At 72.9% G+C, this 25,543-nt stretch carries 22 protein-coding genes; 13 read left to right on the forward strand and 9 right to left on the reverse strand.

The window, feature by feature from the left end; all coding sequences use genetic code 11:
- Positions 1-3 precede the first annotated feature (3 nt).
- The 6 genes from WME97_RS44510 (at position 4) to WME97_RS44535 (ending at position 7,494) form a co-directional block, all read left to right on the forward strand.
- On the forward strand, positions 4-2,529 hold the full coding sequence (locus tag WME97_RS44510; RefSeq protein ID WP_437547103.1) for a DNA internalization-related competence protein ComEC/Rec2: 2,526 nt from the start codon (positions 4-6) through the stop codon (positions 2,527-2,529).
- A 98-nt stretch (positions 2,530-2,627) separates the two neighbouring features.
- Positions 2,628-4,103 (forward strand): B12-binding domain-containing radical SAM protein, encoded by a 1,476-nt coding sequence (locus WME97_RS44515; RefSeq protein WP_437547105.1) that lies wholly within the window; start codon positions 2,628-2,630, stop codon positions 4,101-4,103.
- 30 nt (positions 4,104-4,133) lie between these two features.
- Complete coding sequence (locus tag WME97_RS44520; RefSeq protein ID WP_437547107.1) at positions 4,134-4,382, forward strand: glutaredoxin family protein; 249 nt, start codon at positions 4,134-4,136, stop codon at positions 4,380-4,382.
- Between the two features lie 77 nt (positions 4,383-4,459).
- A complete protein-coding gene (locus WME97_RS44525; protein ID WP_437547109.1) occupies positions 4,460-5,110 on the forward strand; it encodes a TlpA family protein disulfide reductase in 651 nt (216 codons plus the stop codon).
- Positions 5,111-5,152: 42 nt separating this feature from the next.
- Entirely contained in the window at positions 5,153-6,970 is a 1,818-nt protein-coding gene (locus WME97_RS44530) for an AAA family ATPase (RefSeq protein WP_437547111.1), read from the forward strand.
- A 5-nt stretch (positions 6,971-6,975) separates the two neighbouring features.
- Positions 6,976-7,494 carry a hypothetical protein gene (locus tag WME97_RS44535; RefSeq protein WP_437547113.1) on the forward strand — a complete coding sequence of 173 codons (519 nt, stop codon included), beginning with the start codon at positions 6,976-6,978 and terminating at the stop codon, positions 7,492-7,494.
- Positions 7,495-7,643: 149 nt separating this feature from the next.
- Here WME97_RS44535 and WME97_RS44540 read toward each other — a convergent pair whose 3' ends face one another.
- On the reverse strand, positions 7,644-8,048 hold the full coding sequence (locus WME97_RS44540; protein WP_437547115.1) for a hypothetical protein: 405 nt from the start codon (positions 8,046-8,048) through the stop codon (positions 7,644-7,646).
- A gap of 307 nt (positions 8,049-8,355) precedes the next feature.
- Here WME97_RS44540 and WME97_RS44545 point away from each other — a divergent pair, with 307 nt between their 5' ends.
- Both WME97_RS44545 and WME97_RS44550 read left to right on the forward strand, forming a co-directional pair.
- On the forward strand, positions 8,356-8,544 hold the full coding sequence (locus WME97_RS44545) for a hypothetical protein (protein ID WP_437547117.1): 189 nt from the start codon (positions 8,356-8,358) through the stop codon (positions 8,542-8,544).
- Positions 8,541-9,239, forward strand: coding sequence for a GbsR/MarR family transcriptional regulator (locus tag WME97_RS44550; protein ID WP_437547119.1), 699 nt, complete (start codon positions 8,541-8,543; stop codon positions 9,237-9,239). The genes WME97_RS44545 and WME97_RS44550 overlap by 4 nt, the downstream gene beginning before the upstream one ends.
- Before the next feature lie 12 nt (positions 9,240-9,251).
- Here WME97_RS44550 and tssI read toward each other — a convergent pair whose 3' ends face one another.
- The gene (tssI, locus tag WME97_RS44555) at positions 9,252-11,309 is read right to left on the reverse strand and encodes a type VI secretion system tip protein TssI/VgrG (protein WP_437547121.1); all 2,058 of its coding nucleotides are present in this window, start codon (positions 11,307-11,309) and stop codon (positions 9,252-9,254) included.
- Positions 11,310-11,362: 53 nt separating this feature from the next.
- Here tssI and WME97_RS44560 point away from each other — a divergent pair, with 53 nt between their 5' ends.
- The 5 genes from WME97_RS44560 (at position 11,363) to WME97_RS44580 (ending at position 18,152) form a co-directional block, all read left to right on the forward strand.
- Complete coding sequence (locus WME97_RS44560) at positions 11,363-12,616, forward strand: hypothetical protein (protein ID WP_437547123.1); 1,254 nt, start codon at positions 11,363-11,365, stop codon at positions 12,614-12,616.
- Positions 12,616-14,853: a DUF2169 family type VI secretion system accessory protein gene (locus WME97_RS44565; protein ID WP_437547125.1), complete on the forward strand. Its 2,238-nt coding sequence runs from the start codon at positions 12,616-12,618 to the stop codon at positions 14,851-14,853. Before WME97_RS44560 ends, WME97_RS44565 begins: the two co-directional genes overlap by 1 nt.
- A complete protein-coding gene (locus WME97_RS44570) occupies positions 14,850-16,589 on the forward strand; it encodes a pentapeptide repeat-containing protein (protein ID WP_437547127.1) in 1,740 nt (579 codons plus the stop codon). Before WME97_RS44565 ends, WME97_RS44570 begins: the two co-directional genes overlap by 4 nt.
- A gap of 20 nt (positions 16,590-16,609) precedes the next feature.
- A complete protein-coding gene (locus WME97_RS44575) occupies positions 16,610-17,563 on the forward strand; it encodes a S41 family peptidase (RefSeq protein WP_437547129.1) in 954 nt (317 codons plus the stop codon).
- A gap of 76 nt (positions 17,564-17,639) precedes the next feature.
- Positions 17,640-18,152, forward strand: coding sequence for a hypothetical protein (locus WME97_RS44580; RefSeq protein ID WP_437547131.1), 513 nt, complete (start codon positions 17,640-17,642; stop codon positions 18,150-18,152).
- 81 nt (positions 18,153-18,233) lie between these two features.
- Here the strand turns inward: WME97_RS44580 and WME97_RS44585 are convergent, their stop codons facing one another.
- The 7 genes from WME97_RS44585 to WME97_RS44615 form a co-directional block, all read right to left on the reverse strand.
- Entirely contained in the window at positions 18,234-19,358 is a 1,125-nt protein-coding gene (locus tag WME97_RS44585) for a hypothetical protein (RefSeq protein WP_437547133.1), read from the reverse strand.
- 14 nt (positions 19,359-19,372) lie between these two features.
- The gene (locus WME97_RS44590) at positions 19,373-19,924 is read right to left on the reverse strand and encodes a DUF3540 domain-containing protein (RefSeq protein WP_437547135.1); all 552 of its coding nucleotides are present in this window, start codon (positions 19,922-19,924) and stop codon (positions 19,373-19,375) included.
- A 26-nt stretch (positions 19,925-19,950) separates the two neighbouring features.
- Positions 19,951-21,777 (reverse strand): DUF2169 domain-containing protein, encoded by a 1,827-nt coding sequence (locus tag WME97_RS44595; RefSeq protein ID WP_437547137.1) that lies wholly within the window; start codon positions 21,775-21,777, stop codon positions 19,951-19,953.
- Positions 21,778-21,807: 30 nt separating this feature from the next.
- Complete coding sequence (locus tag WME97_RS44600) at positions 21,808-22,866, reverse strand: FHA domain-containing protein (RefSeq protein WP_437547139.1); 1,059 nt, start codon at positions 22,864-22,866, stop codon at positions 21,808-21,810.
- Positions 22,867-23,092: 226 nt separating this feature from the next.
- Positions 23,093-23,731, reverse strand: coding sequence for a signal peptidase I (gene lepB / locus WME97_RS44605; RefSeq protein WP_437547141.1), 639 nt, complete (start codon positions 23,729-23,731; stop codon positions 23,093-23,095).
- A 72-nt stretch (positions 23,732-23,803) separates the two neighbouring features.
- Positions 23,804-24,685 carry a trypsin-like serine peptidase gene (locus tag WME97_RS44610; RefSeq protein WP_437547143.1) on the reverse strand — a complete coding sequence of 294 codons (882 nt, stop codon included), beginning with the start codon at positions 24,683-24,685 and terminating at the stop codon, positions 23,804-23,806.
- Between the two features lie 267 nt (positions 24,686-24,952).
- Positions 24,953-25,489: a hypothetical protein gene (locus tag WME97_RS44615; protein ID WP_437547145.1), complete on the reverse strand. Its 537-nt coding sequence runs from the start codon at positions 25,487-25,489 to the stop codon at positions 24,953-24,955.
- Between the last annotated feature and the right edge of the window lie 54 nt (positions 25,490-25,543).

The raw sequence follows: 25,543 nt of genomic DNA on the forward strand, positions 1-25,543 counted from the left end.
GCCGTGATCGATCCCGTCCTGCTCTTCGGCCTCGCGCTCGCCGCGGGCGCGCCGCTCGCCCTCTCTCCGCTGGCCACGGCGCTCGGCGCCGCGCTCGCCGCGGCGGCGCTCCGCCGCCGGGCCGGCCGCGCCGCGCTCGCCGCCGCCGGGGTGGCGCTCGTCGTGAGCGGCCTCCGCGCCCGCGCGCTGCTCGACGGCGCGGGCGCCGCCTACGATGGCGCCCTCGCGCTGCTGCAGCCGCCGGCGCGCTGCGAGGTGACGTGCGCCGTCGTCGGCTCGCCGGTCGTGGTCGGGGCGGCGCAGCAGCGCTCCGCGGCGGCGCGTGGCGAGGACGAGCCGCCGGCCTCGCGCATCGACGTGGAGCTCTCCGGCGGGACGTGCGGCGGGCGAGCGCTGCCGGGGCCGCTCCGGGCGCGCCTCTACGGCGCGCCGATGGACCTCGCCCGGGGCGATCGGCTCGAGGTCACCGTGGACCTCGCGCCGATCCACCTGTTCCGGAACGAGGGGCTCCGGAACGCGACCGCCGCGATCGCGCGGAGCGGGATCGTCGCGAGCGGGACGATCGTCGAGGCGCGGCGGACGTCGGAGGGGCGCTCCCTCGCAGCGGCCGTCGATCGCGCGCGGGCCTTCGTGCGCGGGCGCATCGAGGCGACGTTCCACCCCGACGCGGTGGCGCTCGGGCGCGCGCTCGTGCTCGGCGAGACCGACCTCGCGCCCGAGGACCAGGAGGCGTTCCGCGAGAGCGGCCTCGCGCACCTGCTCGCGGTCTCGGGGACGCACCTCGTCCTCGCGGTGGCGGGCTTCGCCGCGGCGCTCCGCGCGATCCTCGTCCGCGTCGGGCCGATCGCCGCCCGGTGGGACGCGGGCCGGATCACCGCGGCGCTGTGCGTGCCGGCCGCGTGGCTCTACGCCGACTTCGCCGGCGGCGGCGGCTCGGCGATGCGCGCCGCGGCGATGCTCAGCTGCGCGATGGGCGCCCGCCTCCTCGGCCTCCGTCCGGTGGGCGTCCGCTGCTTCGCCCTGTCGCTCGCGGGCGCCGCCGCCGTGGATCCGCTCGTCGCGTGGGATCTCTCGTTCGGCCTCTCCGCGGCCGCCACCGCCGGGCTGCTCTGGCTGCAGCGGCCGCTCGCCGCGCTGATCGTGCCCGGCGAGGGGGAGCGCGGCGACGGCGGCGCCGAGGGCGGGCCGGGCGCGTCGCCGCTACGGGAGCTCGCGCGCAAGGTCCTCGCGCCGCTCGCGACGACGCTCGCCGCCATGTTCGGCTGCGCGCCGCTGCTGCTCATGAACGGGGAGACGTTCCCGCTGCTCGGCGTGGCGGCGAACGTGGTCGCCGCGCCGATCGGCGAGCTGGCGGCGCTCCCGTTCTGCCTCGCGCACGCCGTGCTCTCGTGGGCGCCGCCGGTCGAGCGCGGGTGCGCGCTCGTCGGGTCCGGCGCGCTGCTCGCGGTCCGCGCCGTGGCCCGCGCCTCGGCGGACACCGGCGTGGTGCTGCGCCTGCCCGAGCCGTCGCCCGCCCAGCTGGCCGCGCTGGCCGCCGCGATCGCGCTCGCGTGGGCCGCGGAGCGCCGCGGCCGGCGGCTCGCCGCGCTCGCGGCCGGCGCCGTCGCGTGGCTGCTGCTCGAGGGCGTCGCCACGCGCGCGGGCGCGCCGCGCGGCGTGCTGCGCGTCAACGTCCTCGACGTGGGGCAGGGCGACGCCATCCTGATCGACCTCCCCGAGGGCGGCGCGATGCTCGTCGACGCGGGCGGCTTCGTTGGCAGCCCCGTCGACACGGGCGCGCGCGTGCTCCGGCCGCTCCTGCGGTCGCGCCGCCGCGCGCGCCTCGACGCGGTCGTCCTCTCGCACCCGCACCCCGATCACTTCGGCGGACTGCCGGCCACCGTGGAGGGCATCGAGATCGGCGAGCTCTGGGACACCGGCCAGGGCGAGGCCGAGGGCGCGGGCCCGGTCTACCGGAAGCTCCTGTCCGACCTGCGCCGGCGCGGCGTGCCCATCGTGCGGCCCGACGCGCTCTGCGGCACGCCGCGGGTCCTCTCGGGGGCGACGATCGAGGTGCTCGCGCCGTGCCCGGAGCTCCACCCCGACCGGGGCGCCAACGACAACTCCTTCGTCCTGCGCATCCGCTACGGGGCGCGATCCGCGCTGCTCGTGGGCGATGCGGAGCACGAGGCCGAGGACGCGCTCGTGGCGCGCTACGGTGCCGCGCTCCACGCCGATCTGCTCAAGGTGGGGCACCACGGCAGCCGGACGTCGACCGGCGCGGCGCTCCTCGCGGCCGTCGACCCCTCGATCGCCGCCGTGTCCTGCGGTGTCCGCAACCGCTTCGGGCACCCGAGCCCGGAGGTGCTCTCCCGCCTCTCGGCCGGCGGCGTCGCGATCGCGCGCACGGACCGCGGCGGCGCCCTGATCTGGGAGACCGACGGCGAGCGCGTCCTCTGGTCCCGCCCGGGCGAGCCGCCGCGCCCGGCCCCCGCTCCCCGCGACGGGAGGACCGCCGCCGGACACGTCCCGGAGAACGGTGCGCCGTGAGCTGGAAAAAATCCCCGCTCCGGACGGCTGTCAGCTGGCCTCCCATCCTTGCGCCTGGACGTCCCCTGAGCGACGCTGGGTCGATGTCTCGAAGCGCGATGACGACCACGATCCGCCGCCGCCTGGCGGGCGAGATCGGTCGTATCGACAAGCAGGCGCCCTTCCGCGTCGCGCTGTCTTACCCCTCGCCGTACCGGGCTGGAATGAGCTCGCTTGGCTTCCTCCAGATCTACAAGACCATCCAGGCCGAGCCCGGGATGGCGTGCGAGCGGGCCTTCCTGCCGGACGACGAGGGCCAGGGCACGGACGGCCCGCCGATCACGTACGAGGGGCTCCGCCCCATCTCCGATTTCCCGGTCATCGCGCTCTCGGTGGCCTACGAGCTCGAGCTCGCCGGGGTCGTCCGCCTGCTCGAGCTGGCGGGGATACCGGCGCTCCGGGAGGAGCGCTCCTTTCGCGATCCGTTCGTCCTCGCGGGCGGTCCGCTCACGTTCTCGAACCCGCTGCCGCTCGCGGTGTTCGCCGACGCGATCATCATGGGCGAGGCCGACACCCTGGCCGTGGAGGTGCTCCGCGTGCTGCGGGACGCCTCGTCGCGAGAGGCGGCGCTCGACGCGCTGGCGGCCCTCCCGCACGTCTTCGTCCCCGCGCGCCACGGCGCGGAGATGCCCCCGGTCGCGCAGTGCGACAACGCGCTCCTTCCCGCCTGGTCGCCCATCCGCGCCGAGGAGACCGAGCTCTCGAACATGTTCCTCATCGAGGCGGAGCGGGGCTGCTCGCGCGGGTGCACCTACTGCGTGATGCGCCGCTCGACCAACGGCGGCATGCGCATCGTCCCGAAGGAGCGCCTCCTCGAGCTCATCCCCGAGGACGCGAGGCGCGTCGGCCTCGTCGGCGCCGCGGTCAGCGATCACCCGAAGATCGTCGAGGTGGTCCGGACGCTCGCCGAGCGGGGCTGCGAGGTCGGGCTGAGCAGCCTCCGGCCGGACCGGCTGACCGACGAGTTCGTCGGCGCGCTGCGGCTCGCGGGCTACAAGACGCTCACGACGGCGATGGACGGCACGAGCGAGCGGGTCCGCGAGACGCTCGAGCGGCGCGCCCGGCCCAGGCACCTCCAGCGGGCCGCGGAGCTCGCGCGGCAGCACGGGATGAATCGGCTCAAGCTGTACCTGATGGTGGGCGTCCCCGGCGAGACCGACGCCGACGTCGACGAGTGCGTCTCCTTCGTCACGGAGCTGTCCCGGATCGTGCCGGTCGCGCTCGGGATCGCGCCGTTCTGCCCGAAGCGCAACACGCCGCTCCACGGCGCGCGCTTCGCCGGGATCGACGTCGTGAACAAGCGGCTCGACCGGCTCCGCCGCGGGCTGCGGGGCCGCGCGGACGTGCGGGCCACGAGCGCGCGCTGGGCGTGGGTCGAGGCGGTGCTCGCCGCCGGCGGCGAGGCCGAGGGGCACGCCGTGCTGCAGGCCGTGCACGCGGGCGGCTCGTTCCGGGACTACGAGCGCGCGTTCGAGAAGATCAAGCGGCCGGAGCCGCCGCGCCGGCAAAGCCTGCCGCTGCTCGCGGCGGGGTGAGCGGGGCGGCTGCCAAGCCCGGAGGATGCGATGACGACGCTGACCCTCTTCACGCGCGAGCGCTGCCACCTCTGCGAGGAGGCCCACGCCGCGCTCGAGCGCGTGCGCGTCCGGCTGCCGTTCGAGCTCGCCGTCGTCGACCTCGACCGGGAGGCCGGCCCGGAGAAGCGAGCGCTGTACGACTGGGAGGTCCCCGTTGTCGAGCTCGATGGGCGGAAGATCATGAAGTACCGCGTCGACGAGCGGCGGCTCGAGCGGCTGCTCTCCGGCCCGGAGTGAAGCACCGCGTCGACGAGCGGGGGCGGGGCGTTTCGGCCCGCTTTCGCCCTGCGCCGCGCTACGCTATGCGAACCCCCGTGAAGTGGACGACCATCGCGCAGCTCGCCTTCATCCTCGTCGCTGCCGTCGCCGTCTACGGCTTCGTGCACGCCGCGCAGAATGACCAGCGCACCACCGGCTGCGAGGCCATCTGCGCCCTGCGCCCCGCGTACGCCGGCCGGAACCGGCTCGCGCCGGACTTCGAGCTGCCGGACATGAACGGCAAGCCCGTCCGGCTGTCGTCCTTCCGGGGCAAGACGGTCTTCCTGAACTTCTGGACCAAGACCTGCGCCCCGTGCCTGCAGGAGATGCCGGCGCTCGCGGAGCTCGGCCGGATCGCCCAGTCGCGCAAGGACATCGTCGTCCTCACCGTCTCGACCGACGAGGGGCCGGACGACGTGCGCGACGCGCTCAAGGTGGCCCTGAACGGAGACCCGCCGTTCCCGGTCCTCTTCGACCCGGAGTCGAAGGTCGTGATGGACCAGTACGGCACGCAGCTCTACCCGGAGACGTGGATCATCGACCCGAACGGGATCATCCGGGCCCGCTTCGACGGCGCGCGGGACTGGTCGAGCAGCCTGGCCATCGAGGTGGGCGAGATGGTCTCGCGCTGGGGCAGCTGCCCGGTCGATATCTACAAGAGCAAGCCGCGCGCCGGGTCCGTCGACGTCTGCACCGACGATTCCTGAACGCCTCATTGCCCTGAGGGCGAGAGCACCTAGGATCCGCCCATGAAGCTCGAAGCCGCCAACGTGCTCGCGTTCGAGGCGGGCAGAGCCCTACTCGACGCGGCGGGGCCGCTCGACGTGGAGATCGAGGGGGTGACGATCCACGTCACTCCACAGCGCGAGCCGCCGAGCCCGTGGCCCGCGCTCCCTTACGGGAAGCCGATCCCCGGCCTCGATGAGCAGCGCCACGGCCCGTGGCCTTCGGCGGTGCGGCTCGACTGCTCGTGGAAAGGCGGACACGTCACGCTCGTGGCCCGCTGGAGCACGTGGCGAGCCAACCCGCGCTACCACGGGCAGCTCGCGCTCGAGGTCGCGACCGTGCCGCGCAACCGCCAGATCGTCTGGAGCACGGTCACCCAGCGCATCCTCGACGTCTCGCCCGAAGGCGAGGACGCGATGCGCGAGGACGCGGTGATCCCGGTGAGCCTCGCCCTCTTCGACCGCGAGAAAGGCGACGAGAAGCGTGCTTACCTGCGCTACCAGATCGAGCTCGCCCGCAAGCTCGGGCTCCCGTTCACGGGCGCGGCCACGGCGACGCTCTTCCGGGTGCCCCAGGGTTTCTCGGGCGCGCTCGAGCCCGACGCCTTCGCCCGCGTCGTGCGCGCGGCGCTCGTGAAGCTGCCCTTCGTCACGCGCGGAGAGGACAGCGACGTCGAGGGCGAGCCATACCTCGACATCCGGCGCGCGCTCGCGCCTTCGAAGCGACCCGTGCCGGGGAAGAGCGAGGGCGTCCTCGAGGCCGCGGCGGTCGAGCCCCCGCCCGATCTCGCCGGGCAGGACACCGCGCTCTTCGACGGGCTCGGCGTCTTCCGGTTCGGCCCGTTCGAGGAGTTCCGCTGGACCGACCTCGGCCGGATCAACGTGGTGATCGGCCGCAATGACACCGGCAAGAGCACGCTCCTCAAGCTGGGCTATGCGCTCGCCAGGAGCGTGCAGGACTACACGCGGCGGATGGAAGCCGACCGCCCCTCGCTGGGGGAGGTCCTCGCCGAGAAGCTCATGTGGACGTTCCAGCCCGCGAGCGCGCGCCTCGGAGACCTCGTGAAGAAGCGCAGCCCCGAGGACGCCGTCTTCGGCGCTGCGCTGTGCAACGCGGTGTACTCCGCGTCCCTCTCGGCGTCGGACGGACGGTCGCTCCGCATGGACGACGACGGCGGCCCGCAGCCGAACCTGCGCGCTCTGTTCATCCCCCCGAAGGAGATCCTCACGTCGGTCGACGCGATCACGTCGCTCCACGAGCAGGACAAGCGCTTCGGGTTCGACGATACGTATTACGATCTTGCGGTCGCGCTCCGCGGCGAGGTGATGCAGCAAGATCTCCCGGACAGCTTGCGCCGCGTGCTCAGCTCCCTCCGCTCGCTGTTCTCGGGCGAAATCGTCCGCGAGAGCGGGAGGTTCGTGTTCCGCCGGGGCGACGATCAGTTCTGGATGTCCCAGGTCGCCGAGGGTATCAAGAAAATCGGCCTCTTCGCGAGGCTCATCCAGAACGGCGAGCTCCGGCGGAACACCGTGCTGTTCATCGACGAGCCCGAGACCAACCTGCACCCCGCGGCGGCCCGCGCGCTGGTGCGCATGCTCCACGACGTGTCGCTCGCAGGCGTCCAGATCTTCATGGCGACGCACAGCTACTTCATCCTGAAGCAGCTCGAGCTCGTGGCCAGGCAGCACAAGGCGGACGTGCGTCTCTGCGCCCTCACGAACCGCGAGGGCCACGTGAGCGGGAGCTTTCATGATCTCTCCCAGGGCATGCCACCCAACGAGATCGTCGAGGAAGAGCTCTCGATGGGCGATGAGGACGTCGACCTCGCGATGGCGGGTTGACGCCCATGGTGGAAGAATCGGGCTTCGCCTTCACCCCGCCCGACATGGCGTGGTTCCGCTTCGAGGACCTCCCCACCTACCGGCGGCTCTCGGGCGCGGGCGTCGCGGAGATGGACTTCACGTACTGGGATCCCGACCGCGGCCGTGTCGTCCTCCTCGAGGTCAAGGACTACACCGGGCGCGATGCGCCAAGCCACCTCGCAGATTGCCTGATCGCCAAGGGGCGGGACTGCCTGGTCATGCTCCAGAGCGCGTGGCGCGGGGGCGACACAGGGATCGGCGCCATCCTCGCTGGGGAGCTCCCCGAGCGGCTGCGCGTCCGCTCGCGCGTGCGGCTCATCTTCGTGCTCAAGGTCGACGCCGCCACGCGGATGAAGCCGATCAGCGCGATGAAGGACCACATCGACTGCGCGATCCGGGCGTACGCGGACCTCCTCGGCCTGACGTGCGACACCCTAGTCATGAACCAGGAGAAAGCCTCGAGGTGCGGCCTGCCCCTCCGCGTCTCGCCCCCTCCGCGGTAGTGGCGCGAGGCGCCCATCCGCGCCGGCGCCGGAGCTGGATGGGAGAGAGGTCGAGAGGCGACGAGGTGCAGCGGCGCAGGTCACTGCGCCGCCCCCGCGCGTCGGGGCGCAGAGAGCCGCGCGGGAGGCGCGGACCGGCAGATGCGACGTTACCGGCAGCCCGCTGTCGTATACGTCTTCCCGGCCGGACAGCAGTGGAGCATGACTCCCTTGCAGCTCGGCGTGCAGGCGCCTGCGCCTGCTACGCTGTTCCATCCGCAGGAGCGGCCGCCCGGGCAATAGGGCAAGCAGGAGCTGCCCGAGGAGCCGTAGCCCGAGGGACAGCAGTGCACGGCCTGGTTTCCGCTTTGACACTCGCTGGAGCCGGACCAGTCCGACAGGGAGCAGCAGAGCCCGGGGCCGCAGGCCGTCAGCGCCTCGGACGCCTCCTCCACCTCTTCGGTGACGGCCTCGCTCGATAGGCTCTCTTCCGTCTCCACGTCGGCCGGATACGCCATACACCCCATGAAATAAGCCGACAAAATGACGCAGAGTCCAGCGATGAAACGTCGCATGATGCCCTCCTGGAATGGATCGAGGTGCCTCGCGCGACGACCACCTCGCGCGCTGTCCTCGATGGTTCGTTCGCCGCTGTCCTCGGTTGTCTGACAAGGTTCGCTGTTTTTCTTTCGTCGCTTCCCGGGGCGGTCCGAGGCGAGATCCTCTCCCCGGCTCGCCGGCGCGGTGCTCCGCAAGGCAGCGGCCGCGCCCGGGTACCTCCGCCCCGAGAGCCGCCTCCACCCCCGGCGGCAGCACCCGATCGCCGCCCTCCCTGAACGGCGATCCGCCGTTCCTGGTCCTGTTCGACCCCGACGCCAGGTCGTGCTGGACACGTACGGCACGCAGCGCTCCGAGGAGACGTGGATCCTCGATCCGGACGGGATCCTCCGAGCCCGCTTCGACGGCGCGCGGGACGGGTCGAGCAGCCCGGCGCTCGAGGTGGGCGAGATGATCGCGCGCTGGCCGCTTGGCGCACCCGCGAAAGATCGTTATGTGAGTCACCCATCATGACCGCCCGGAGGCCGACGTCGCCGACAGCGCACCCGCCGCAGCCGCCCGCAACCGGCGAGGGGGGCGACGGGAGCGCCTCGGACGAGCGGGTCGCGGCGGCGCGGCAGGCGCTGCTCGAGGGGGTCGGCGCCGAGATCGCCGCGTCGTTCCCCGGCATCACCCGGCTGGGTGGGCAGGTCGTGGCGGCGCTCTACCTGGCGGACGAGCCGCGCTCGATGGACGAGCTCAGCCAGGAGCTCGGCCGCTCCAAGAGCAACATCTTCGCCAACCTGCGCGGCCTCGAGGCGGCCGGAATCATCGAGCGCCGGCGGGAGTCGGGCGCGCGGCACGACTCGTTCGCGCTGCGCGGCAAGTACCCCGACGTGATCGTCGGCGCGTACCTCGGCCGCCTTCGCCGCGTGGTGCAGGACAAGCGCGCCCTCGCGCGGCGCGCGCTCTCGCTGCTCGGCGACGCGCAGGGCGCGGAGGCCGACGCGATGCGCTCGCGGCTCGACGACCTGTCGCGCAAGTACGACCTGTTCGCCGATCTCATGGAGCAGCTCCTGCCGTCGATCGACGGCCCGGTCGATCTGGAGCGGCTGATCGCGCAGGTGCCCGAGGCGATGGTCCGCTCGCTGAACGCGGCGGCTCGCGTCGCCTGGGCGGCGGGCGACGCGATCAGCCGCCTGAGCGCCCGAGCGGGGCGCAAGAAGTAGCGGCGGCCCGCGTCACCCGCGCGGCGGGCAGTCCCGCATCTCGATGAGGATGCCGGTCGACGTCTCGATCCGGTGCATCAGGTTCACCTCCCGCGCCACCGGGGACGGCGTGATCGGGTTGGGCGCGGCGCCCACGATCATCGGCCGGTCGGGGTCGCCGTCGACGAAGACCATCAGCACCTCGATGCCTGGCTTGAGCGGGAAGTGGATCCCGTAGTTCGGCCCGGCGTGCGGCTGGATCATCCGCACGAGCCGCGAGGGGAACGCGCGCGACGCGGGATCCCCCGCGTCGAAGTGGAAGCGCACCCGGTAGCGCCCCTGCTCGTCGATCGGCGAGACCTCCCCGATCTCGCCGTCCGGGAGCGGCTCCAAAAGCGCCGTCACCACCCCGTGGATCTTCGGCCGCGGCGCCGTCCGCGGCGGGCGGTAGGCCTGCGCGGCGCGCACCAGGCGCGCGCTGTTGACGTACTCCTGCTCGCCGCCGGCGCCGCCCTCGACGGCCACGGGCTGCACCGCGCGGTGCTCGACCTCGACGGCCAGGAACCGCTCGCCGTCGAGCCGCGGGTGGCCCTCGAGCGCGAAGACGGCCCCCGGGATCAGCCGGAGCTCGTCGCTCTGGCACTCGAAGTAGCGGCTCGACGAGGCCCGCTCCTCCGCGCGGATCTGGGCCAGCCGCTGGCCCTCCTCCGGCGTCTTGTGGTGGGCGCCGTACTCGACGACGCCGCCCCCGAGGCCAGCCGGCGACTCGTGCGCCGCCGTCATGTCGAGCCTTGGCGTACGGTAATTGTACTCCTGCATGACGTACGTCGCGGGGAAGGCCCTGGCCTGCTCCCTGAGCTCGAACATGTCGCGCCGCTCTCCCCGCGGCCGGAACACCACCGCGTCGCCCCCCGGCAGCGGCTGGAAGCCCGTCGGCTCGTCGGTGAACACCATCACGTCGCGGCCCGACTCGTGCTCGAAGAAGAACGAGATCCCGAGGTGCTCGGCGAGCCGCGAGATGAAGGCCAGATCCGTCTCCTTGTACTGGACGATCATCTCCCGCTGGGGGTGATCGCGGTAGAGGCGCATCACCACGTCCTCGGGCCCGAGCCCCACCATCGCGAGCTTGTGCTGGATGAGCTCTGGCACGCTGATGTCGAGGAAGACCTGCTGGAGCTCCACAAGCGTCGCGCGGAACGCCCGCGGTGCGAGCCGGAGCCGGTAGGAGCGGAAGGCGGTCTCCGTCTCGTGCCGGTCCTCCACCTCGGTGATCATGCCGTGAAGGGTCCGCTCGTCCGCGCCCTGGACCTCGAACACGAGCGACGCCGCCGCCCCCAGCACCTGTTCGATCGAGAGCTCGGCGCCGTCGCTGCACACGACGTCGATGTCGTACGAGAAGAGCTGGCCGATGGCCTCTTTGCCGTGCACCCCGCGCACCCGGAGGAGGTCGCAGGAGAAATCGCTGGAGTCGAGCCGCAGGATCGGCGCCTGCCGTGCCCGGTCCCGGAGCGCGGCCTTCGCCTCTTGAAGCGCTTCCATCGGCGCCGCGCGCGCCGGGCGCGGCGCCGATTCCGCTGCGCCCGGCGCGCGGAACGGCAGGTGATCGGGCGCCCCTGGGCCGCCCTGGGACGGCGGGAGCTCCCGCGGCCCTCCGGCGCTCGCTCCCGGGCGCAACGGTGGGAGCTCCCGCGGCCCTCCGGCGCTCGCTCCCGGGCGCAACGGTGGGAGCTCCCGCGGCCCTCCGGCGCTCGCCCGCGGCGGCGATGGCGGCACCTCGCGAGGCCCTCCGGCGCTCGCTCTCGCCGGCGCCTCGAGGAGCTCTCGGTCGTCCGGAGACGGCGCTGGCGGGGCATCCTCCACAGGCCCGGCCGCCTCCTCCGGGCTCTCGGCGCACGGCGCGCGCGCGATCGGCTCGCTGCACGGGGGCTCTGCGCCGGGGGCCTCGCGGATGCGCGCGGCGGCGGACGCCGTGGCGATCGTCACGGCGCTGGGCGCGCGGTGCGCCGTCGCGGCCGTGGGCTCACCGCACGGCGGGGCGGCAGGTGGGGACGGCTCGCTGCACCTCAGGGGTTCCGTCGGCTCTCGGTTCATCGTCGCGCCTCCTCCGCGGCTCGCCTGGTACTGTACCCGACGCGGAGGCACGCATGGGTACGCGCGAGGGTGAGGGTATCAACGGGAAATACCTCCTCATCGAGGTCCCGAATTTCAACGACGCGGCGTCCGACGCCGAGGCGATGGGCTCGTATCTGCGCCTCGGCGCGGTCAAGGACCCGAGCCTCGCCGCCAACCCGGGCGCGCCGAGGGCGACCGGCGAGGACCTCGCCGCCCGGGTCACCTCGTTCATCGACGACACCCGCAAGCGCGACGGCTGCCCCGATTTCCTCCCCGAGGCCGAGCGGCAGGCCGAGACCGCAAAGCTCCATACCAAGGGCGGCTGGCGCGACCACTCCGACGGCAACCGCATCACCACCACGCGCGGCGACAAGGTCGAGGTCATCAAGGGCAATTACCGCATGCTCGTCCTCGGCCGGCAGGAGGACACCGCCGGCTGGGACGTCTCCGGCGGCCATATCCAGGACGCCACCGACCTCTGGACCGCCGCCACCACCATCGAATGGGTCCAGAACTACAACGGTACCTGGAAGGTCACCGAGAAGACCGAGAAGGGCGACGTCGACACCACCTATCACGGCGACACGTTCGATCGCTTTTACGGCAACAAGCAAACCAGCATCACCGGCTCCGAGGCCCCCACGGCCGAGCGACCGAACCCCACCTGCCTGAGCTCCACCTGGGCGCAGCGGATCGAGTCGTACACCGGCTCGGCGGCCTGCCCTGTGCCGCTGATCTCCGACGAGACCTGGGCCGATCAGATCGCCAGCAAGACGACGGCGATCGCGATCAGCGACGAGACCACCGCGCAGACCATCTCCAGCACCACGAGCGCCACGTCGATCAGCGACGAGACCACCGCGCAGACCATCTCCAGCACCACGAGCGCCACGTCGATCAGCGACGAGACCACAGCGAGCACCGTGTCCAGCACGACGACCGCCTCGCTCGTGTCGGATACCACCATCGGCGAGGTCCAGTCGGTGACGATCGGCAATACGAGCGACGTCACCATCGGCAATGCGGCGTCGATCACCGTCGGCGCCACCGAGGAGGTCACGATCGGCGGCCTCGTCGAGCTGACGATCGCGGCCATGCTCGAGGTCTCGCTCACGGCGGGGGTCTCGATCAACATGGGCCCCAAGGCCGAGCTCAACCTGACCAACCGGCAGGAGCTCTCCCAGTTCCGCACCAACGTGAAGAACATCTGCGCGAGCGTCTCGTCGGCCGAGTCGGTGAGCACCGGGGCGTACAACGTGATGTCCGGCGTCATCAACCTGTTCTGATGCAGACCCGGAACCTCACGCCCTTCCCCTTCGGCGCCAAGGTCTGCTCGCGCAGGCCGCCGCAGCCCGAGGTCGTCCTCGTCGTCCGCGGCCGGTTCTCGCTCCGCCTGGGCGAGCCGCTCGCGCCGCTGGAAGGGCAGCTCGCGCAGGGGGCGCTGACCGCCGAGACCTTCGAGGGGGGCGACGGCGAGCGCGACGGCGAGCGCACGTACCCCGGCGATTTCGCCGACTGGAAGCCGGCCGCGGATCTCCTGCTCCGCGGCGCCTGCCATCCGCCCCCCGGCGAGCCGCAGCGCGAGCACCCCGTGGGGTTCGCGGTCGGGAGCTGGTCGAAATCGCTGCTCGTTCCGGCGCCGCGTGAGGGCCGCCAGGTGCCCGCGCCCTTCGGGCCGATCCACCCGGACTCGCCCGAGCAACGCCGGATGCTCGGCAAGGAGTACGGCCCCTCGTACCGCAAGGCCCGCGCTCCCTGGTACGCCGAGGACTTCGACTGGGCCTATTTCCAGGCCGCCCCGCCGGATCAGCGCCTCGCCGGCCACCTGCGCGGCGACGAGGAGGTCACGCTCCTGAACCTCCACCCCGCCGCGCAGACCGCCTCCTTCCGCCTGCCGGGCCTCCGGATCCGCGCGGTCGTCGAGGACATCCAGGGCCGCGTGCAGGACGCCCGCATGAGCCTCGACACCCTCTTCGTCGAGCCGGACGCGGGCCTCGTGACGCTGACCTGGCGCGGCCACGCTGACGTGGCCGAGGACGATCTCGCCGACGTGCGCGCCGTCGTCATCGCCGCCGAGCCGCTCTCGGCTGCGCCGCTGCCGCTCGACGATTACCGGGAGAAGCTCGCCCAGCTCGCCCGCGATCCGCGCGGCCTCGAGGACCTCCCGCCGGAGGTGCGCGACGCCTACGACCTCGTCCGCGACGGCGCGCCGCGGCCGCCGCGCGCCGTCGCAGACGAGGCGGATCCGGTGTCGAAGCTCCTCGCCGAGCGGCTCGGCGGCCTGCACGCGCCGGAGCAGGACCGCGTGCGGCAGCTCGTCGCGAAGCTCCGGGCCCTGCGCACCCCCGAGGGCGTCGACCTCGAGCGCACCATCGCGCAGGCGCTCGCGCGGCTCCCGGCGCAGCGGCAGGCCGCGTACCTCCCGGCCGCGCCCTCGGGCACGCCGCGCGTCCCCATGGGCGGCGCGCTCGACGCGCTCGTCGCGCGCGTCGAGGAGCTCCGGCGGGACGCGGCCGCGCGCGGGACGGCGCTCGAGGGCGTCGAGCGCCTCGACGCGCTGCTCCGCGATGGCCGCCTCCGCGAGATCGTTCCCGGCTACCGGCTCCCCGGCGAGGCCGCGGCGCCGCCGCCCGAGCCCGGCCCCGGCGCCGACCTCTCGGGGCGTGATCTCTCCGGGCAGGACCTCTCGGGCCGGGACCTCTCCGGGGCGAAGCTCTCCGGCGCGCTCCTCTCGGGCGCGAACCTCTCGGGGGCGAACCTCTCGAACGCGGATCTCTCGCGGTCCGTGCTGTTCGAGGCGAACCTCGAGGGCGCCGCGCTCCCGGGCGCCGACCTCTCCCAGGCGAACCTCACCGGCGCGCGCGCCGCGGGCGCCGATCTGCGCGGCGCGACGCTCGACCAGGCCATCTTCACCCGCGCCGAGCTCACCCGCGCCCGCCTGGCGAGGGCGCGGGGGCGCGGCGCGCTGCTCGACGAGGCCGACCTCCGCGAGATCGACGGGGAGGAGCTCCACCTCGACGGCGCCGTGCTCCAGGGGGCGAAGCTCGATCGCGCCTGCTTGCGGGGCGCGGCGCTCGTCGGGTGCATGTGCGCCGGATCCTCCGCGACGGACGCGGATCTCACGGGCGCGTCGCTGTCGCGCACGAGCTTCGCCGACGCCGATCTCGAGCGCGCGACGCTCGTGGAAGCGCGCGGCGAGGGCGCGGCGCTGCTCCGGGCGAAGCTCGACGGCGCCGATCTCCGGTATGCGTCCCTGCCGCGGGCGCACCTCTCCTGGGCCTCGGCCCGGGGCGCGCGCTTCGCGTGCGCGGTCCTGCGCGGGAGCCGCTTCTACCGCGCCTCGCTCGAGCGCGCCGACCTCGCGCAGGCCGACCTCTTCGGCGCCGATCTCTGCAAGGCGCGCCTCGACGGCGCCTCCTTCGCCGGGGCCAGCCTGTACGGCGCCCGCCTCGAGGGCGCGAGCGCCGCCGGCTGCGATTTCAAGGGGGCGAACCTGCGGCGCTCCAGCCTGGAGGGCGCGTGAAGAGCGTCGAGGAGCTCCTCGACCGCATCCGCTCCGGCGCGCCGCTCCACGGCGCCCGCCTCGACGGCCTCGACCTCTCGGGCCGGGATCTCACGAACCTCGATCTCGCCCGCGTCAAGTTCCTCCGGACCAGCCTGCGCGGCGCGCGGCTCGCGGGCAGCGCGCTCTCGAGCGCGCACTTCGTCGAGTGCGACCTGCGCGACGCGGACCTCGCGGGCTGCGCGCTGGACGGCGCGCTCGTGCTCGGCTCGAACCTCGAGGGCGCGCACCTCGCCGGCGCGACGCTCACCCGCGCGAAGCTGTCGTACCAGCGCCTCGCCCGCGCCGATCTCTCCGGCGCGACGATCGTCGAGGTCGAGGCGGTGGGCTCGGACTGGTCCGGCGCCCGGCTCGCCGGCGCGACGATCGAGGGCTCGCGCCTCGACCTCGCGAACCTCGAGGGCGCGGATCTCACGGAGGTCCGTATCGCGCGCGCCTCGTTCACCCGCGCGAACCTCCGCCGCGCGCGCCTCGCCCGCGCCCGCGTCGAGGCCGGCGCCTTCGTGGGGGCCGATCTCGGCGGCGCGGACTTCGACGGCGCGGAGCTCGACCGCGCGGTCTTCGTCAAGGCGGACCTTCGCGGCGCCCGCTTCCCGAAGCGCATGCACGGCGTCGTCCTCGACGAGGCAAAGCTCGGCCGGCCTGAGCTCGCGGGCAAGGACCTCGCCGGGACCGATCTCACGGGCGCGGATCTCTCCGGCCTCGACCTCGCGGGCGCGGATCTCTCCCTCTGCTCGCTGCGCGGCGCCGACCTGCGCGGCGCGAGCCTCCGCGGCGCCCGCCTCGAGCGCTCGATCCTCTCGGACTGCGATCTCACGGGCGCGGACCTCCGGGGCTCGAGCCTCCTCGGCTGCGACCTCTCGCGCTCGATCCTCCGCGGCGTGGACCTCTCGGGCCGCGATCTGGAGTCGGTGATCCTCATCGAGGCCGATCTCGAGGGGGCCGATCTCACGGCCGCGCGCCTCGTCCGCTGCATCCTCGACAGGGCGCGGCTCGCGCGCGCGAACCTGACGCGCGCGGTGCTCCAGCAGGCGCTCCTCCGGGGGGCCGCGCTGGAGGGCGCCGTGCTCGGCAAGACGATCTTCGACCGCGTCGATTTCACCGGCGTGGATCTGCGCGCCGTCTCCTTCGCCGGCCTCACGGTGCACCGCTGCGCCTTCATGGAGGCGAACCTCGAGCGGATGAGCCTCCGTGACTGCGATTTCATGGGCAGCGATTTCTCGAAGGCGAACCTTCGCGGCGCCGATCTCGAGGGATCCATCTTGACGCAGGCCAGGCTCCGCGAGGCCGCGCTGGACGGCGCGAGCCTGCCGCACGTCGTGGCGAAGGCCGCCTATTTCGGCGGCGCCTCGCTGCGCGGGGCGAAGCTCTCGCGGGCGATGCTCCGGTACGCCACGTTCACCCGGGCGGACCTCGCCGACGCGAACCTCGCCGCCGCGGATCTTCGGGACGCCATGCTCGATCATGCCGAGGCCCGTGGCGCGCTCTTCCTCTCGGCGCGCCTCGAGCGCGCGAACCTGTCGCACGCGCGGGTCGAGGAGGCCGACTTCAGCGAGGCCGATCTCGGCGGCGCCAACCTGCACGCCGTCCACGACAAGGGCGCGCGCTTCTCCGGCGCGAGGCTGCTCGGCGCGCGCCGGACGGACGTCGACCGGCTGGAGGCGGAGGCGTACACGCCCCCGCGGCCGGGGCGATAAGGGCGGAAGGAGCGGACGGAATGCTGCCTGCGAGCAACAACGGCGCCGGGATGAACATCGGGTTTCCGGACGTGTGCCTGACGCCGGTGGGGCCGGTGGTGGTGCCGATCCCGTACCCGAACTTCGCGCTCAACGCGATGGCGGTGAACTTCTCGGTGAAGGTGAAGGTGTCGATGATGAACGCGCTGAACCTCGGCACGACCATCCCGATGACCTTCGGGATGGAGCCCGGGGTGGCGCACCCGCTCTACATGGATTTCGGCGCCTACGTGGCGGGTAACTCCAAGGTGATCATCGAGGGGCTGCCGGCGATCAACCTCACCTGTCCGACGACCGGGAACGCCGGGAACAACGCGGTGGGCGCGGTGCTGGTGCCGAGCGCGGTGAACGTGTTCTACACGTGCGCGGCTGCGCCGGAGGAGGTGATTCCCGGCGCGGGGAACGTGGCGCACGCGCTGATGAGCGATGGTGTCGGGGTGATCCGGATACGGGTGTTCTCGCTGGACGTGCCGGCGCTTGTGTACCGTGCGATGCGGGCGCTCGCGGCGGAAGGGATGCGCGAGCTGGTCATCGATTTACGGGACAACCCCGGAGGAGAGCTGCGGGCGTTGGTGGAGCTCGCGGGGGATTTCCTGCCGGCGGGGAGCGTCGTGGCGACGGTGACGGACGGCGATGGGGACGCGGTGGTCTATCGCTCGCGGCAGGAGGAGCCGTATACGGCGCCCGTGACGATCCTGGTGAACCGCTGGACGGCGTCGGCGGCGGAGCTGTTCGCGGGGTGCTTGCAGGCGCACGGGCGGGCGGTGATCGCGGGGGAGAGGACGCACGGTAAGGGGGTGGGGCAGGCTCTGTGCGTGGGCGAGGGAGGCGCGCGGATGGCCGCGGCGGTGCGGGTGACGCTGCCGGGCGGGGCGGAGGTGCAGGGGATCGGTGTGGCGCCCGGGCTGAACTCGTCTCTTGCGATGGAGGGATGAGGAGATGCCCAAATGGAAAACCATTTTCTGTTGCTTCAGTCCCCACAAGAAGGCGACAGCGTCTCTCGGCAAGGCCGTGACCACCACCAATTCCGACCACCTGAACGCTCCGGTGCCCCAGCTGCCCGGGGACCGCGAGGTGCTGACGAACGCGTCGTTGATCGCGCGTTCCACCGCGCTGAGGCTGAGGAAGTCGACGACACCGACAATGCACGCCGACAATGGCTACGGCCTCATCGGCGCGAGCGAGCGCCACGGGCCGAGCACCATCGTGGGCTGCGCCTCCGCCTGGGCCCTCGCCAACGGGAAGCCGGTCTACGCTCACTGTTCGGACGGCGGGAGCAAGTGGACGGCGCTCCTGGCGGTTGTCGGCAAGGCCGGCGCAAACCCCGATCAGGTGACGGAGATCCGCGTCGCGCGGCCGACCCTGAGCGGCGGCACAGACCTCACTCCCGCCGACCGTAACGAGGCCGAGGCCGACGTCCGCGCGCTCCAGCGATTCTTCCCCAAAGCGACCATCACGCGCTGGTTCGTGGAGCGCGCCGCCACGACGTACTTCACTCAGGACGGGGAACCGAGCCCCTGGTGATCTGGGCGCCACGCCTTCTATCCCGGGTGGATCTCCTCCCTGTCGAGCGCCATCACCTCCTCGGTCAGCTTCGCCGCGCTCTCACATGACGCTGCAGAAGGCGCATTCCCGGCTGTGATGGTCGCCTGTGCCCGCGCCGTGCTCGTCCGTCGACTCGCCGCCGGGGGCCGGCTCGGGCGGCGGCGACTTCGTGACCGAGATCTTCTCGAACACGACGATTCCGTCGATCCAGGGTTGCTGGTCAGGCGGCCTCGTGCCCGCGCCGTCCTTCGTCACGGTGTCGATCTCCTTCCCCTTGCGCTTCCATTTCCGCATCTTCTCTTTCCATCGCTCCGGGAAGTCACGCGCCTTGCAGGCGATGTTCGCCCAGGGGTCGATGATGATCGCCTCGCCCCAGTCGTCGAAGTCGCCCGGGTATCCCCCGTTCTCGTCGACCTTCGGCGGATTCAGGACGACGAAGGCGTGATCTCCGCTCGCGAAGTCGCCGTTATCCGCGGTGGGCAGCCGCTTGCCGAGGCGCACCATGTCCACCTCCGCGCCGGGGGCTTCGTCTGGATGGGAGAGGAGCCAGATCGTCAACGCGGAGAGCTCGAGGCAATTGCCGACCTTCTCCTGCGCGACCCGCGCTCCAAAGGCCCGCACCTGGTCCATGCTCATGTGCAGCGGCGACGTGCCCGTCTTGGCCCTCGTGTACGCCATCTGCCTTGCGTTGACCCAGGCCGCATAAGAGAGCTCTTGCTGACGTGCCTTGTCCCTCGCGTCGCGCCGCTTGTTGATGGACTTGTAGGGCCACCACGTGAGCCCCGCGAGGGGCGGAGCGGTCGGTTCGGAGATCGTCTCGCGCGCAGCTTTCATGATGCGCTCTGCCACATCGAGGAGAGCGCCGCTCCGATGGGCCCGGAGGTCGAGCACCTGGAGCTCAAGCCCGGTTCCGCGGCTGTTCGACGAGGCATGGTACGCCTCGGCCGTCTTGTCACGGGCCAGATCCAGCACGGAGCTTGGCTTGTCGCGGGCCGGTGGCTCGGGCTCGCTCTCTTCGTCCTTCGTCTCGCCGATCCCCTTCGCATCGACGGCGCCGGTCTGGGCCTCGGCTTTCGTCTGGATCGACTGTGAATTGCGGATGGTCGCCGCGCCGCCCTCCGTCTCGGTCACGGCGTCCGTCCCGAGCTTGTGCCCGTTGTGGCTCAACCGCCTGGTTTTTTTCACGCGCGTCCGCCCTGTTACCCGAGGTGGATCTCCTTCCCGTTGATCGTCATCGTCTCCTCGGTCAGCACGGTCGCGCTCTTCGCCTTCGTCGTCGCCGACCCGTCCACCACCGTGTGGCTCTCGCGCGCGTGCAGGCTGAACAGGTCGGTCACGCGCTGGACGAGCGACGCCGCCTTCTGCACCAGCGATCCCGCGAACACCCGCACCTTGTCGCCGTGCAGGTCCACCTCCGGCCCCCGGAGCTCCACGCCCCGGTCCCCGGAGAGCCGCAGCGCGCCGCCCGCGGCCCGGACATCGACGTCGCCTTGGAGCTCCAGCGTCACCTTGCCGGTCCCGTGCAGGACGCCGATGACATAGAGGCGCGCGCCCCGGCCGATCACGAGGAGCACGTCACCCACCGCCGGCGCGTAAGGGAGCGCCAGCGCCATCGTCGCCTCTGCGCTCTCGCCGTCCGGCAGCTCGACCACCACCGCCTGGCCGCGGGCTTCCAGCACGTGCGCCGGCCCCAGGTACTCCTCGGCGCGCGCGGACGTGGCGCGCTCTCGAACCACGGCTCCCTCCGACATGGTGGTCCCTCCATCCTCGCTCCGGCTCAGTCCTTGCGGAAGCGCTTGTACAGGCTGCCAAGGAGAGTGGGCCGCTCTCGCGTCGGCGCGGACGGCGCCGGGGTCGGCGCGCGCGGCTCGGGTGAACGCTCGACCTGCGGATCGCGCTCCGGCGCGGGCAGCGGCTCGGAGGCGCGCGCGGGTGCGGGTGTGGCGACCGGCGCTGGCGGCGCTGGCGCGGCGGCGTGCGCTGGCGCAGGTGCATGCGCAGTGGCCTGCATTGGCGCAGGTGCATGCGCAACGGCCTGCGCTGGCGCAGGTGCAGGCGTTGTGATCTCCACGGGCGTGGGCGCAGGCGTTGCGATCTCCACGGGCGTAGGCGCAGGCGCGGCGTCTTGCGCGGGCGATGGTGCCGTCTGCGCAGGCGCGGCCTCCGGCTCGCTCAGATCGACCGTGCCCTCCAGCGGCGACGCGATCGCCGGGACCGCCGCCGCGCCGCCCGCCGCCCACGGCGCGCTCGGGCGCTCGCCGCCCTCCCGCTCGCCGCGCATCCCCGCGGGCGCGATCGGAAACGGCGCGTGCACCGCGTCGTCCTGGCCCGGGCCTCGGACCCTCACGGGCGGCAGGGGCACGGTGCGCGCCTCGCGCGGCCTCCTCTCGCTCCCCGCCGGCGGCAACGTGTCATCGAGCGGGAACGTGCCCTCCAGCGGGTGCGCCCCGCCGCGCGACGGCTCTCGCCCCGACGCGACGCCCGCGACGCTCACCGGCGCATCCACCACGTCGCCCTCGCCGAGCCGCACCGTGGAGCTCCAGTCCGCCCGCTTCGCGCTCTCCCCCGCAGCCGCGCCCGCCGCGCTCGCCGCGCCCACGGGCGCCTCGCTGAGGTCCGGCCACGGCACGGGCTCGTCCCCGACCTCCACGCCCACCGCGGCGCGCAGCGCCGGGAGCACCTCCTCCGAGGCCACCTGGAAGCTCCCGCGGAAGACCACCGCGCAGCGCTCGGCGTCGGGCTGCACGATCAGCGTGTCGCCCACGAGCGGCAGCCACCGCGCCGCGCCGTTCGGCAGGAGGATCGTCGCGAGCGCCCGCAGCGCCGGCAGCCGCGTCGCCAGCGCCGGGTGGTGCTGGCTCAGGCCCTCCAGCACGATCTCCTCGCCGCCGAGCACCCGATCGAACCGCTGATCCGCCGGCGCGGACTGGAAGTACGACCAGTCGAAATCGTCCGGGATCGACGCGATCCCCTCCAGCTCCGCGCGCGCGAGCCCGCGCAGCAGCCGCGCCCGGCTCGGCACGATCGGCGGGATCGGCCCGAGGCCGACCGGCGCGCGCCCCCCGCCCGGCGGCAGCAGGTTGGGCAGCGCGCCGCCGCGCTCGTCGGCGCCGGCCCCGACGCCGAGCGGGTTCTCCGGCTCCCCGGGGCCGCCATACGCGCGCTGGTACTCGATCGGCATCTTCACGAACGGCTCGGGCTGCGCGCCCGCCGCCGCGCCGCCCGCCCGATCGCCCACGACCTCGAGGCGCTTGTCCACGAGCGCCGCCCCCGCGCGCAGGATCGCGAGCCGCACCGCCATTCCCCGGAGCGGCGCCCCGCCCGGCGCCCACGCGTGCCCGGTGAGCACCACCTCGGCGCGCGCCAGCCAGGGCGCGAGATCGCTCGCAGCGAGCAGCGGCTTCATCGGGTTGCCCCGCGTGTAGACCTCGCTCCGCACCAGCTCCAGCGGCTCGATCCGCCGCGCGTCGCCGCCGGGGACCAGCGCGAAGGTCGCCTTGGCGACGAGGGTCACATGGAGCTGGCCGCGGCTGCGCCACAGCGTCGCGCCCGCCGCGATCGGGCCGGCGCGGAGGACGTCGAGGGCAAGACGCGCGGTGGTCATGGCGAGGGGCGCCGCGCCCGCGGGCCAGCGTCAGTTCGTGTTGAGCTCGACGCGCAGGAGCTTGCGGCCGATGAAGAGGTAGTCGCCGTGGGCGAGCTCGCGCTCGCTCTTGATGCGCACGTAGGTGCCGTTGCGGCTGTTGAGATCGGTCAGCGTGAACTTGCCGTTGTGCTCCTCGAGGCGGCAGTGCGAGCCCGACATGTACAGGTCGACGGGGAAGTTCAGGTCGCCGCCCTCGCGCCCGATCTGCAGCGAGGTGCCGCGCGCGCAGACGGTCATGCCGACCGCGCCGCCCTGGAGCACCTGCGTCAGGCGGAACGGGCTCGGGTGCTTCGGCGAGGAGTAGAAGAAAGTCCCGTCCGGATCCTGGCCGTCGGAGGCGCGCGGCGTCGGATCGAGCCGGAAGAGCTGCTCGCCCGCGAGGAACGTGTCGCCCGGCGTGATGTCGATCGTGCCGCGCACGCGGATGTACACGCCGTTCAGCGAGCCCTCGTCGCGCACCACCAGCTTGCCGTCGCGGTAGAAGAAGTTCGCGTGCTTCGGCGAGACGAACGGGTCGTCCGGGAAGACGAGCTGCCCGTTGCGGCCGACGATGTGCTGCTCCGCCTTGAGGTGGAACGAGAGGCCGTCCATGCCCTCGCCGCGGATGAGGATCAGCTTCGCCTTCGCCGGGTTCTGCATGTCCCCGAAGAACAGCGTCTGGGCGTTGAGGATCTCGGGCGGGACCGCCGTTCCGCACCTCCCACAGAACTTGTGGCCCGAGGGGACACCGCTCGAGCAGGAACGGCAGACGTAGTTACGGGCTTGCTCCATCAGCTCCTCCTGGGAGAGTTCGGCGAAATCGCTCTTGGACGAGGTGGTCTTGGGGCCCCGGCCCTGACCGCGCGCGCTCGTCGGGTCGAGCCGGGCGCTCGCGCTGCCGGCCGCGGGCGTCGGGGAGCGCCGGGCCGGCGTGGTCGTCGAGCTCGCCCGGCGCGTCGTGAACAGGGCCAAGTCGTTCGCGCACTCAGCGCAACGCGCGGTGCCCATCGGGCTCCACAGGTCGCACTGGCCACAGACGATGCCAATCTCGTTCTGCTCGGTGTGCAAACGTCTCCTCGGTGCATTGGAGGACCGCGGATCGCGGTTCTCCGACCCGCGCCAGTGGAAGGCCGCCGTGGCGGACCTCCGACCGATGAAGCGAGCCAGGACGGGGAACCCGGGCCGCTGCTCGCGCGGGGTCCCTGACCCGGGTGGAGAGAAACACGGTTCTAGACGTCGATGAGCGGAGGGGTCAAGCTCGAGGTGACGCTGGCGGGGCGACGGCCGACCCTGCTCAGCGCACGAAGGTGAAGCGGCGCCGGTCGTCGCTCCAGCCGGCGCCGCCCCAGAGCCGGAAGACGATCCGCTGGTTGCACGCGGCGCGCGGCTGCAGCCCGAAGTCGCGCGAGTCGTCGTGGTAGCTCCGGTTGTCGCTCAGCAGGAAGACCGTGTCGGGCCGCACCTCGACGTGGCGGCGGCGCTCGAGCGGGGGCCTGCGCCCCGTCGCCCGGGGGTGGAGGCCGGGGCCCATCATCACCATCTCGCACGAGAGCTGCACCGGGTTGCCCGTGGCCGGGTCGGTGATGCTCACCTTCGGCTCGGCGCACGCCGTCTCGGCGTCGTAGCTCTGCCCGTTCACGAGGAGGACGGCGTGGTCGACGTCGACCTTGTCGCCCGGCAAGCCCGCGATCCGGCCGACGATGTGGCTGCCGGGGGCCTCGGGATCCGGGCACCGCACCAGCTCGCCGAAGCCGGGCGTGCCCCGCGTCAGCACGACGACCGCGTCGCCCGGGGCGAGGCTCGGCGCGAGCGCGGCGCCGAGCATCGGGTCGTTCGGCACCACCCAGACGTCGAGGACGAGCGCGCGGAGCACGACGCCGAGCAACAGCAGGGTTCCGAGGATCCAGAGCAGCCCGTTGAACAGCTTCCGCATGCCGCAGCGCAGCCTAGCGCAGCTCCGGTCGCAGGCGGCGGGCAAGCGAAGCTCGCCGACGCCGCCGCGCCGTCAACGCAGGCACCCCCGGTACGGCGGCAGCTCGCTCGGGCTCGCGCCCGCCGCGATCTCGCGGGCGGCGGAGAAGAGCTCGGGCCACACGTCGAGGCGGCTGAAATACGAGGTCCCGGTCGTGCGCTCGTCGCCGTCCATCACGCTCGACGAGATGACGCCGACGACGTCGCCCCCCCGATCGCTGCGCGCCGGCCCCCCCGAGTCGCCAGGGCAGATCGAGGCGGTCGCGACGAAGTCCCCGGGGCTCACGGCGTCGATCGTGCCGCCCAGCCGCGGCGCGAGGTGGATCGGATCGCGCGAGAGCGCGCAGCGGCCGAAGCCGTAGGGCGTCACCTGCTCCTTCGAGACCGGCTCGGCCTCGATCCGCGGCGGGAGGGTCGGGATCCCGACGAGGCGCCGCGAGAGCACGAGGATGGCGATGTCGCCCTCGCCCGACGTGTACCCGCAGTCCGGCGACACCACCGCGCGGACCTTCACGTCGCCCCACGGCAGGTGGTCGCCCCCGAGCTCGATCGAGATCGCCTCGGGATCCTGATCGCGGCGCAGCGTCCTGCCGTTGTCGTCCCGCGCCGCGACGCAGTGGTGCGCGGTGAGCACCAGGTCCTCGGTGATGAGCGTCCCCGTGCACGTCACGTCGGTGACGATCCGGACGATCGCGTCCTCGTTCGTCGCCAGCTCGAACGGCGGCCGCAGCTCGAACGGGCGCTGCTCCATGCCCGGCTTCGCCGCGGGGATCGGCAGCCCCGCGTTGGTGATCGGCCGCGCACAGCCCGCGGCGACGGTGAGGGCGAGCGCGGCCGCAATGGCGGCGCCGCGTCGGTACAACCCTGTCCATGCGGTCGCCAGGGCGCCCAGCGTGCGAGCTTGCGGCTGTTCCACCTGAGGGAGACCCTCCCAAGCGCAACCGGTTGTTCTCTCGGACAGCGCCCCCGGTACGAACGCGCCGAGCAAAGCCAAAGACTACGGCATAAGGCGGTGACCGTCATTCGACAACGACAGGGTTTCCAAGCTTGGATACGGCCTCGACGATCGCAGAGCACGTTGCGCGTCTAGCCGTTTAGCCGTTTAGCCGTCGCATTTGTAGCTGCTCTGTACATTTACGCCTTCGCTTACGCTCGTGCGTGCGTCGATGTTCCCCGCGCTGCGCTAGCGCAGCGCGACGAGGCGCACCTGGCTCGCGTTGCGCGAGTAGGCGTCGAGCGCGGCGCGGGCGGCGGCCGCGTCGACCTGCGGATCCTCGACGCCCGCGGCGACGAGCTGCTCGAGGAAGGCGCGCTGGTGCTCGGACTTCGCCGCGAGCCACGCGGGGCAGGCGCCGGCCGCGCAGGCCGCCGACGCCTGCTCGGACGCGGCGAGGGCGTCCTGGACGCGGCCTCGGCGGAGGAGCGCCCGCGCCGAGAGGAGCGCCGCCTCCGGGAGGGCGCGCACCTCGCCGGGCGCCGCGTCGAGGGCCGAGGAGGCGAGCCCTGGCTGATCGCGCTCCAGGTAGGCCGCGGCGAGCGCGGTGACGCTGGCCGGCGTCCTGCCCTCGGCGTAGCGGGCCTCGAGCGCCGCGAGCTCGTCGGCCCCCGCCGCGGCGCGCGGCGGCAGCAGCTGCGACGCCCGCACGCTCGGCCCGAGCCCGATCGTCCAGACGACCCCCGCGAGAACCAAGCCGTTCGCGACGAACAACCCGAAGCGCATCACCCGACCTCCAGGAACCGGCAGGGACCCCCGGCCGTCGGCGGCGGCCGGCGG

The organism is Sorangium sp. So ce367 (genome assembly GCF_051520455.1).
Lineage (GTDB): Bacteria > Myxococcota_A > Polyangia > Polyangiales > Polyangiaceae > Sorangium > Sorangium cellulosum_B.

What these genes read in the sequence shown, in the direction of transcription:
- WME97_RS44575 (WP_437547129.1), top strand. Translation starts at nt 16,610, where the DNA reads ATGCTGCCTGCGAGCAACAACGGCGCCGGGATGAACATCGGGTTTCCG.
- tssI (WP_437547121.1), bottom strand. Translation starts at nt 11,309, where the DNA reads ATGAACCGAGAGCCGACGGAACCCCTGAGGTGCAGCGAGCCGTCCCCA.
- WME97_RS44565 (WP_437547125.1), top strand. Translation starts at nt 12,616, where the DNA reads ATGCAGACCCGGAACCTCACGCCCTTCCCCTTCGGCGCCAAGGTCTGC.
- WME97_RS44540 (WP_437547115.1), bottom strand. Translation starts at nt 8,048, where the DNA reads ATGCGACGTTTCATCGCTGGACTCTGCGTCATTTTGTCGGCTTATTTC.
- WME97_RS44595 (WP_437547137.1), bottom strand. Translation starts at nt 21,777, where the DNA reads ATGACCACCGCGCGTCTTGCCCTCGACGTCCTCCGCGCCGGCCCGATC.
- WME97_RS44530 (WP_437547111.1), top strand. Translation starts at nt 5,153, where the DNA reads ATGAAGCTCGAAGCCGCCAACGTGCTCGCGTTCGAGGCGGGCAGAGCC.
- WME97_RS44535 (WP_437547113.1), top strand. Translation starts at nt 6,976, where the DNA reads ATGGTGGAAGAATCGGGCTTCGCCTTCACCCCGCCCGACATGGCGTGG.
- WME97_RS44615 (WP_437547145.1), bottom strand. Translation starts at nt 25,489, where the DNA reads ATGCGCTTCGGGTTGTTCGTCGCGAACGGCTTGGTTCTCGCGGGGGTC.
- lepB (WP_437547141.1), bottom strand. Translation starts at nt 23,731, where the DNA reads ATGCGGAAGCTGTTCAACGGGCTGCTCTGGATCCTCGGAACCCTGCTG.
- WME97_RS44515 (WP_437547105.1), top strand. Translation starts at nt 2,628, where the DNA reads ATGACGACCACGATCCGCCGCCGCCTGGCGGGCGAGATCGGTCGTATC.
- WME97_RS44520 (WP_437547107.1), top strand. Translation starts at nt 4,134, where the DNA reads ATGACGACGCTGACCCTCTTCACGCGCGAGCGCTGCCACCTCTGCGAG.
- WME97_RS44560 (WP_437547123.1), top strand. Translation starts at nt 11,363, where the DNA reads ATGGGTACGCGCGAGGGTGAGGGTATCAACGGGAAATACCTCCTCATC.
- WME97_RS44550 (WP_437547119.1), top strand. Translation starts at nt 8,541, where the DNA reads ATGACCGCCCGGAGGCCGACGTCGCCGACAGCGCACCCGCCGCAGCCG.
- WME97_RS44590 (WP_437547135.1), bottom strand. Translation starts at nt 19,924, where the DNA reads ATGTCGGAGGGAGCCGTGGTTCGAGAGCGCGCCACGTCCGCGCGCGCC.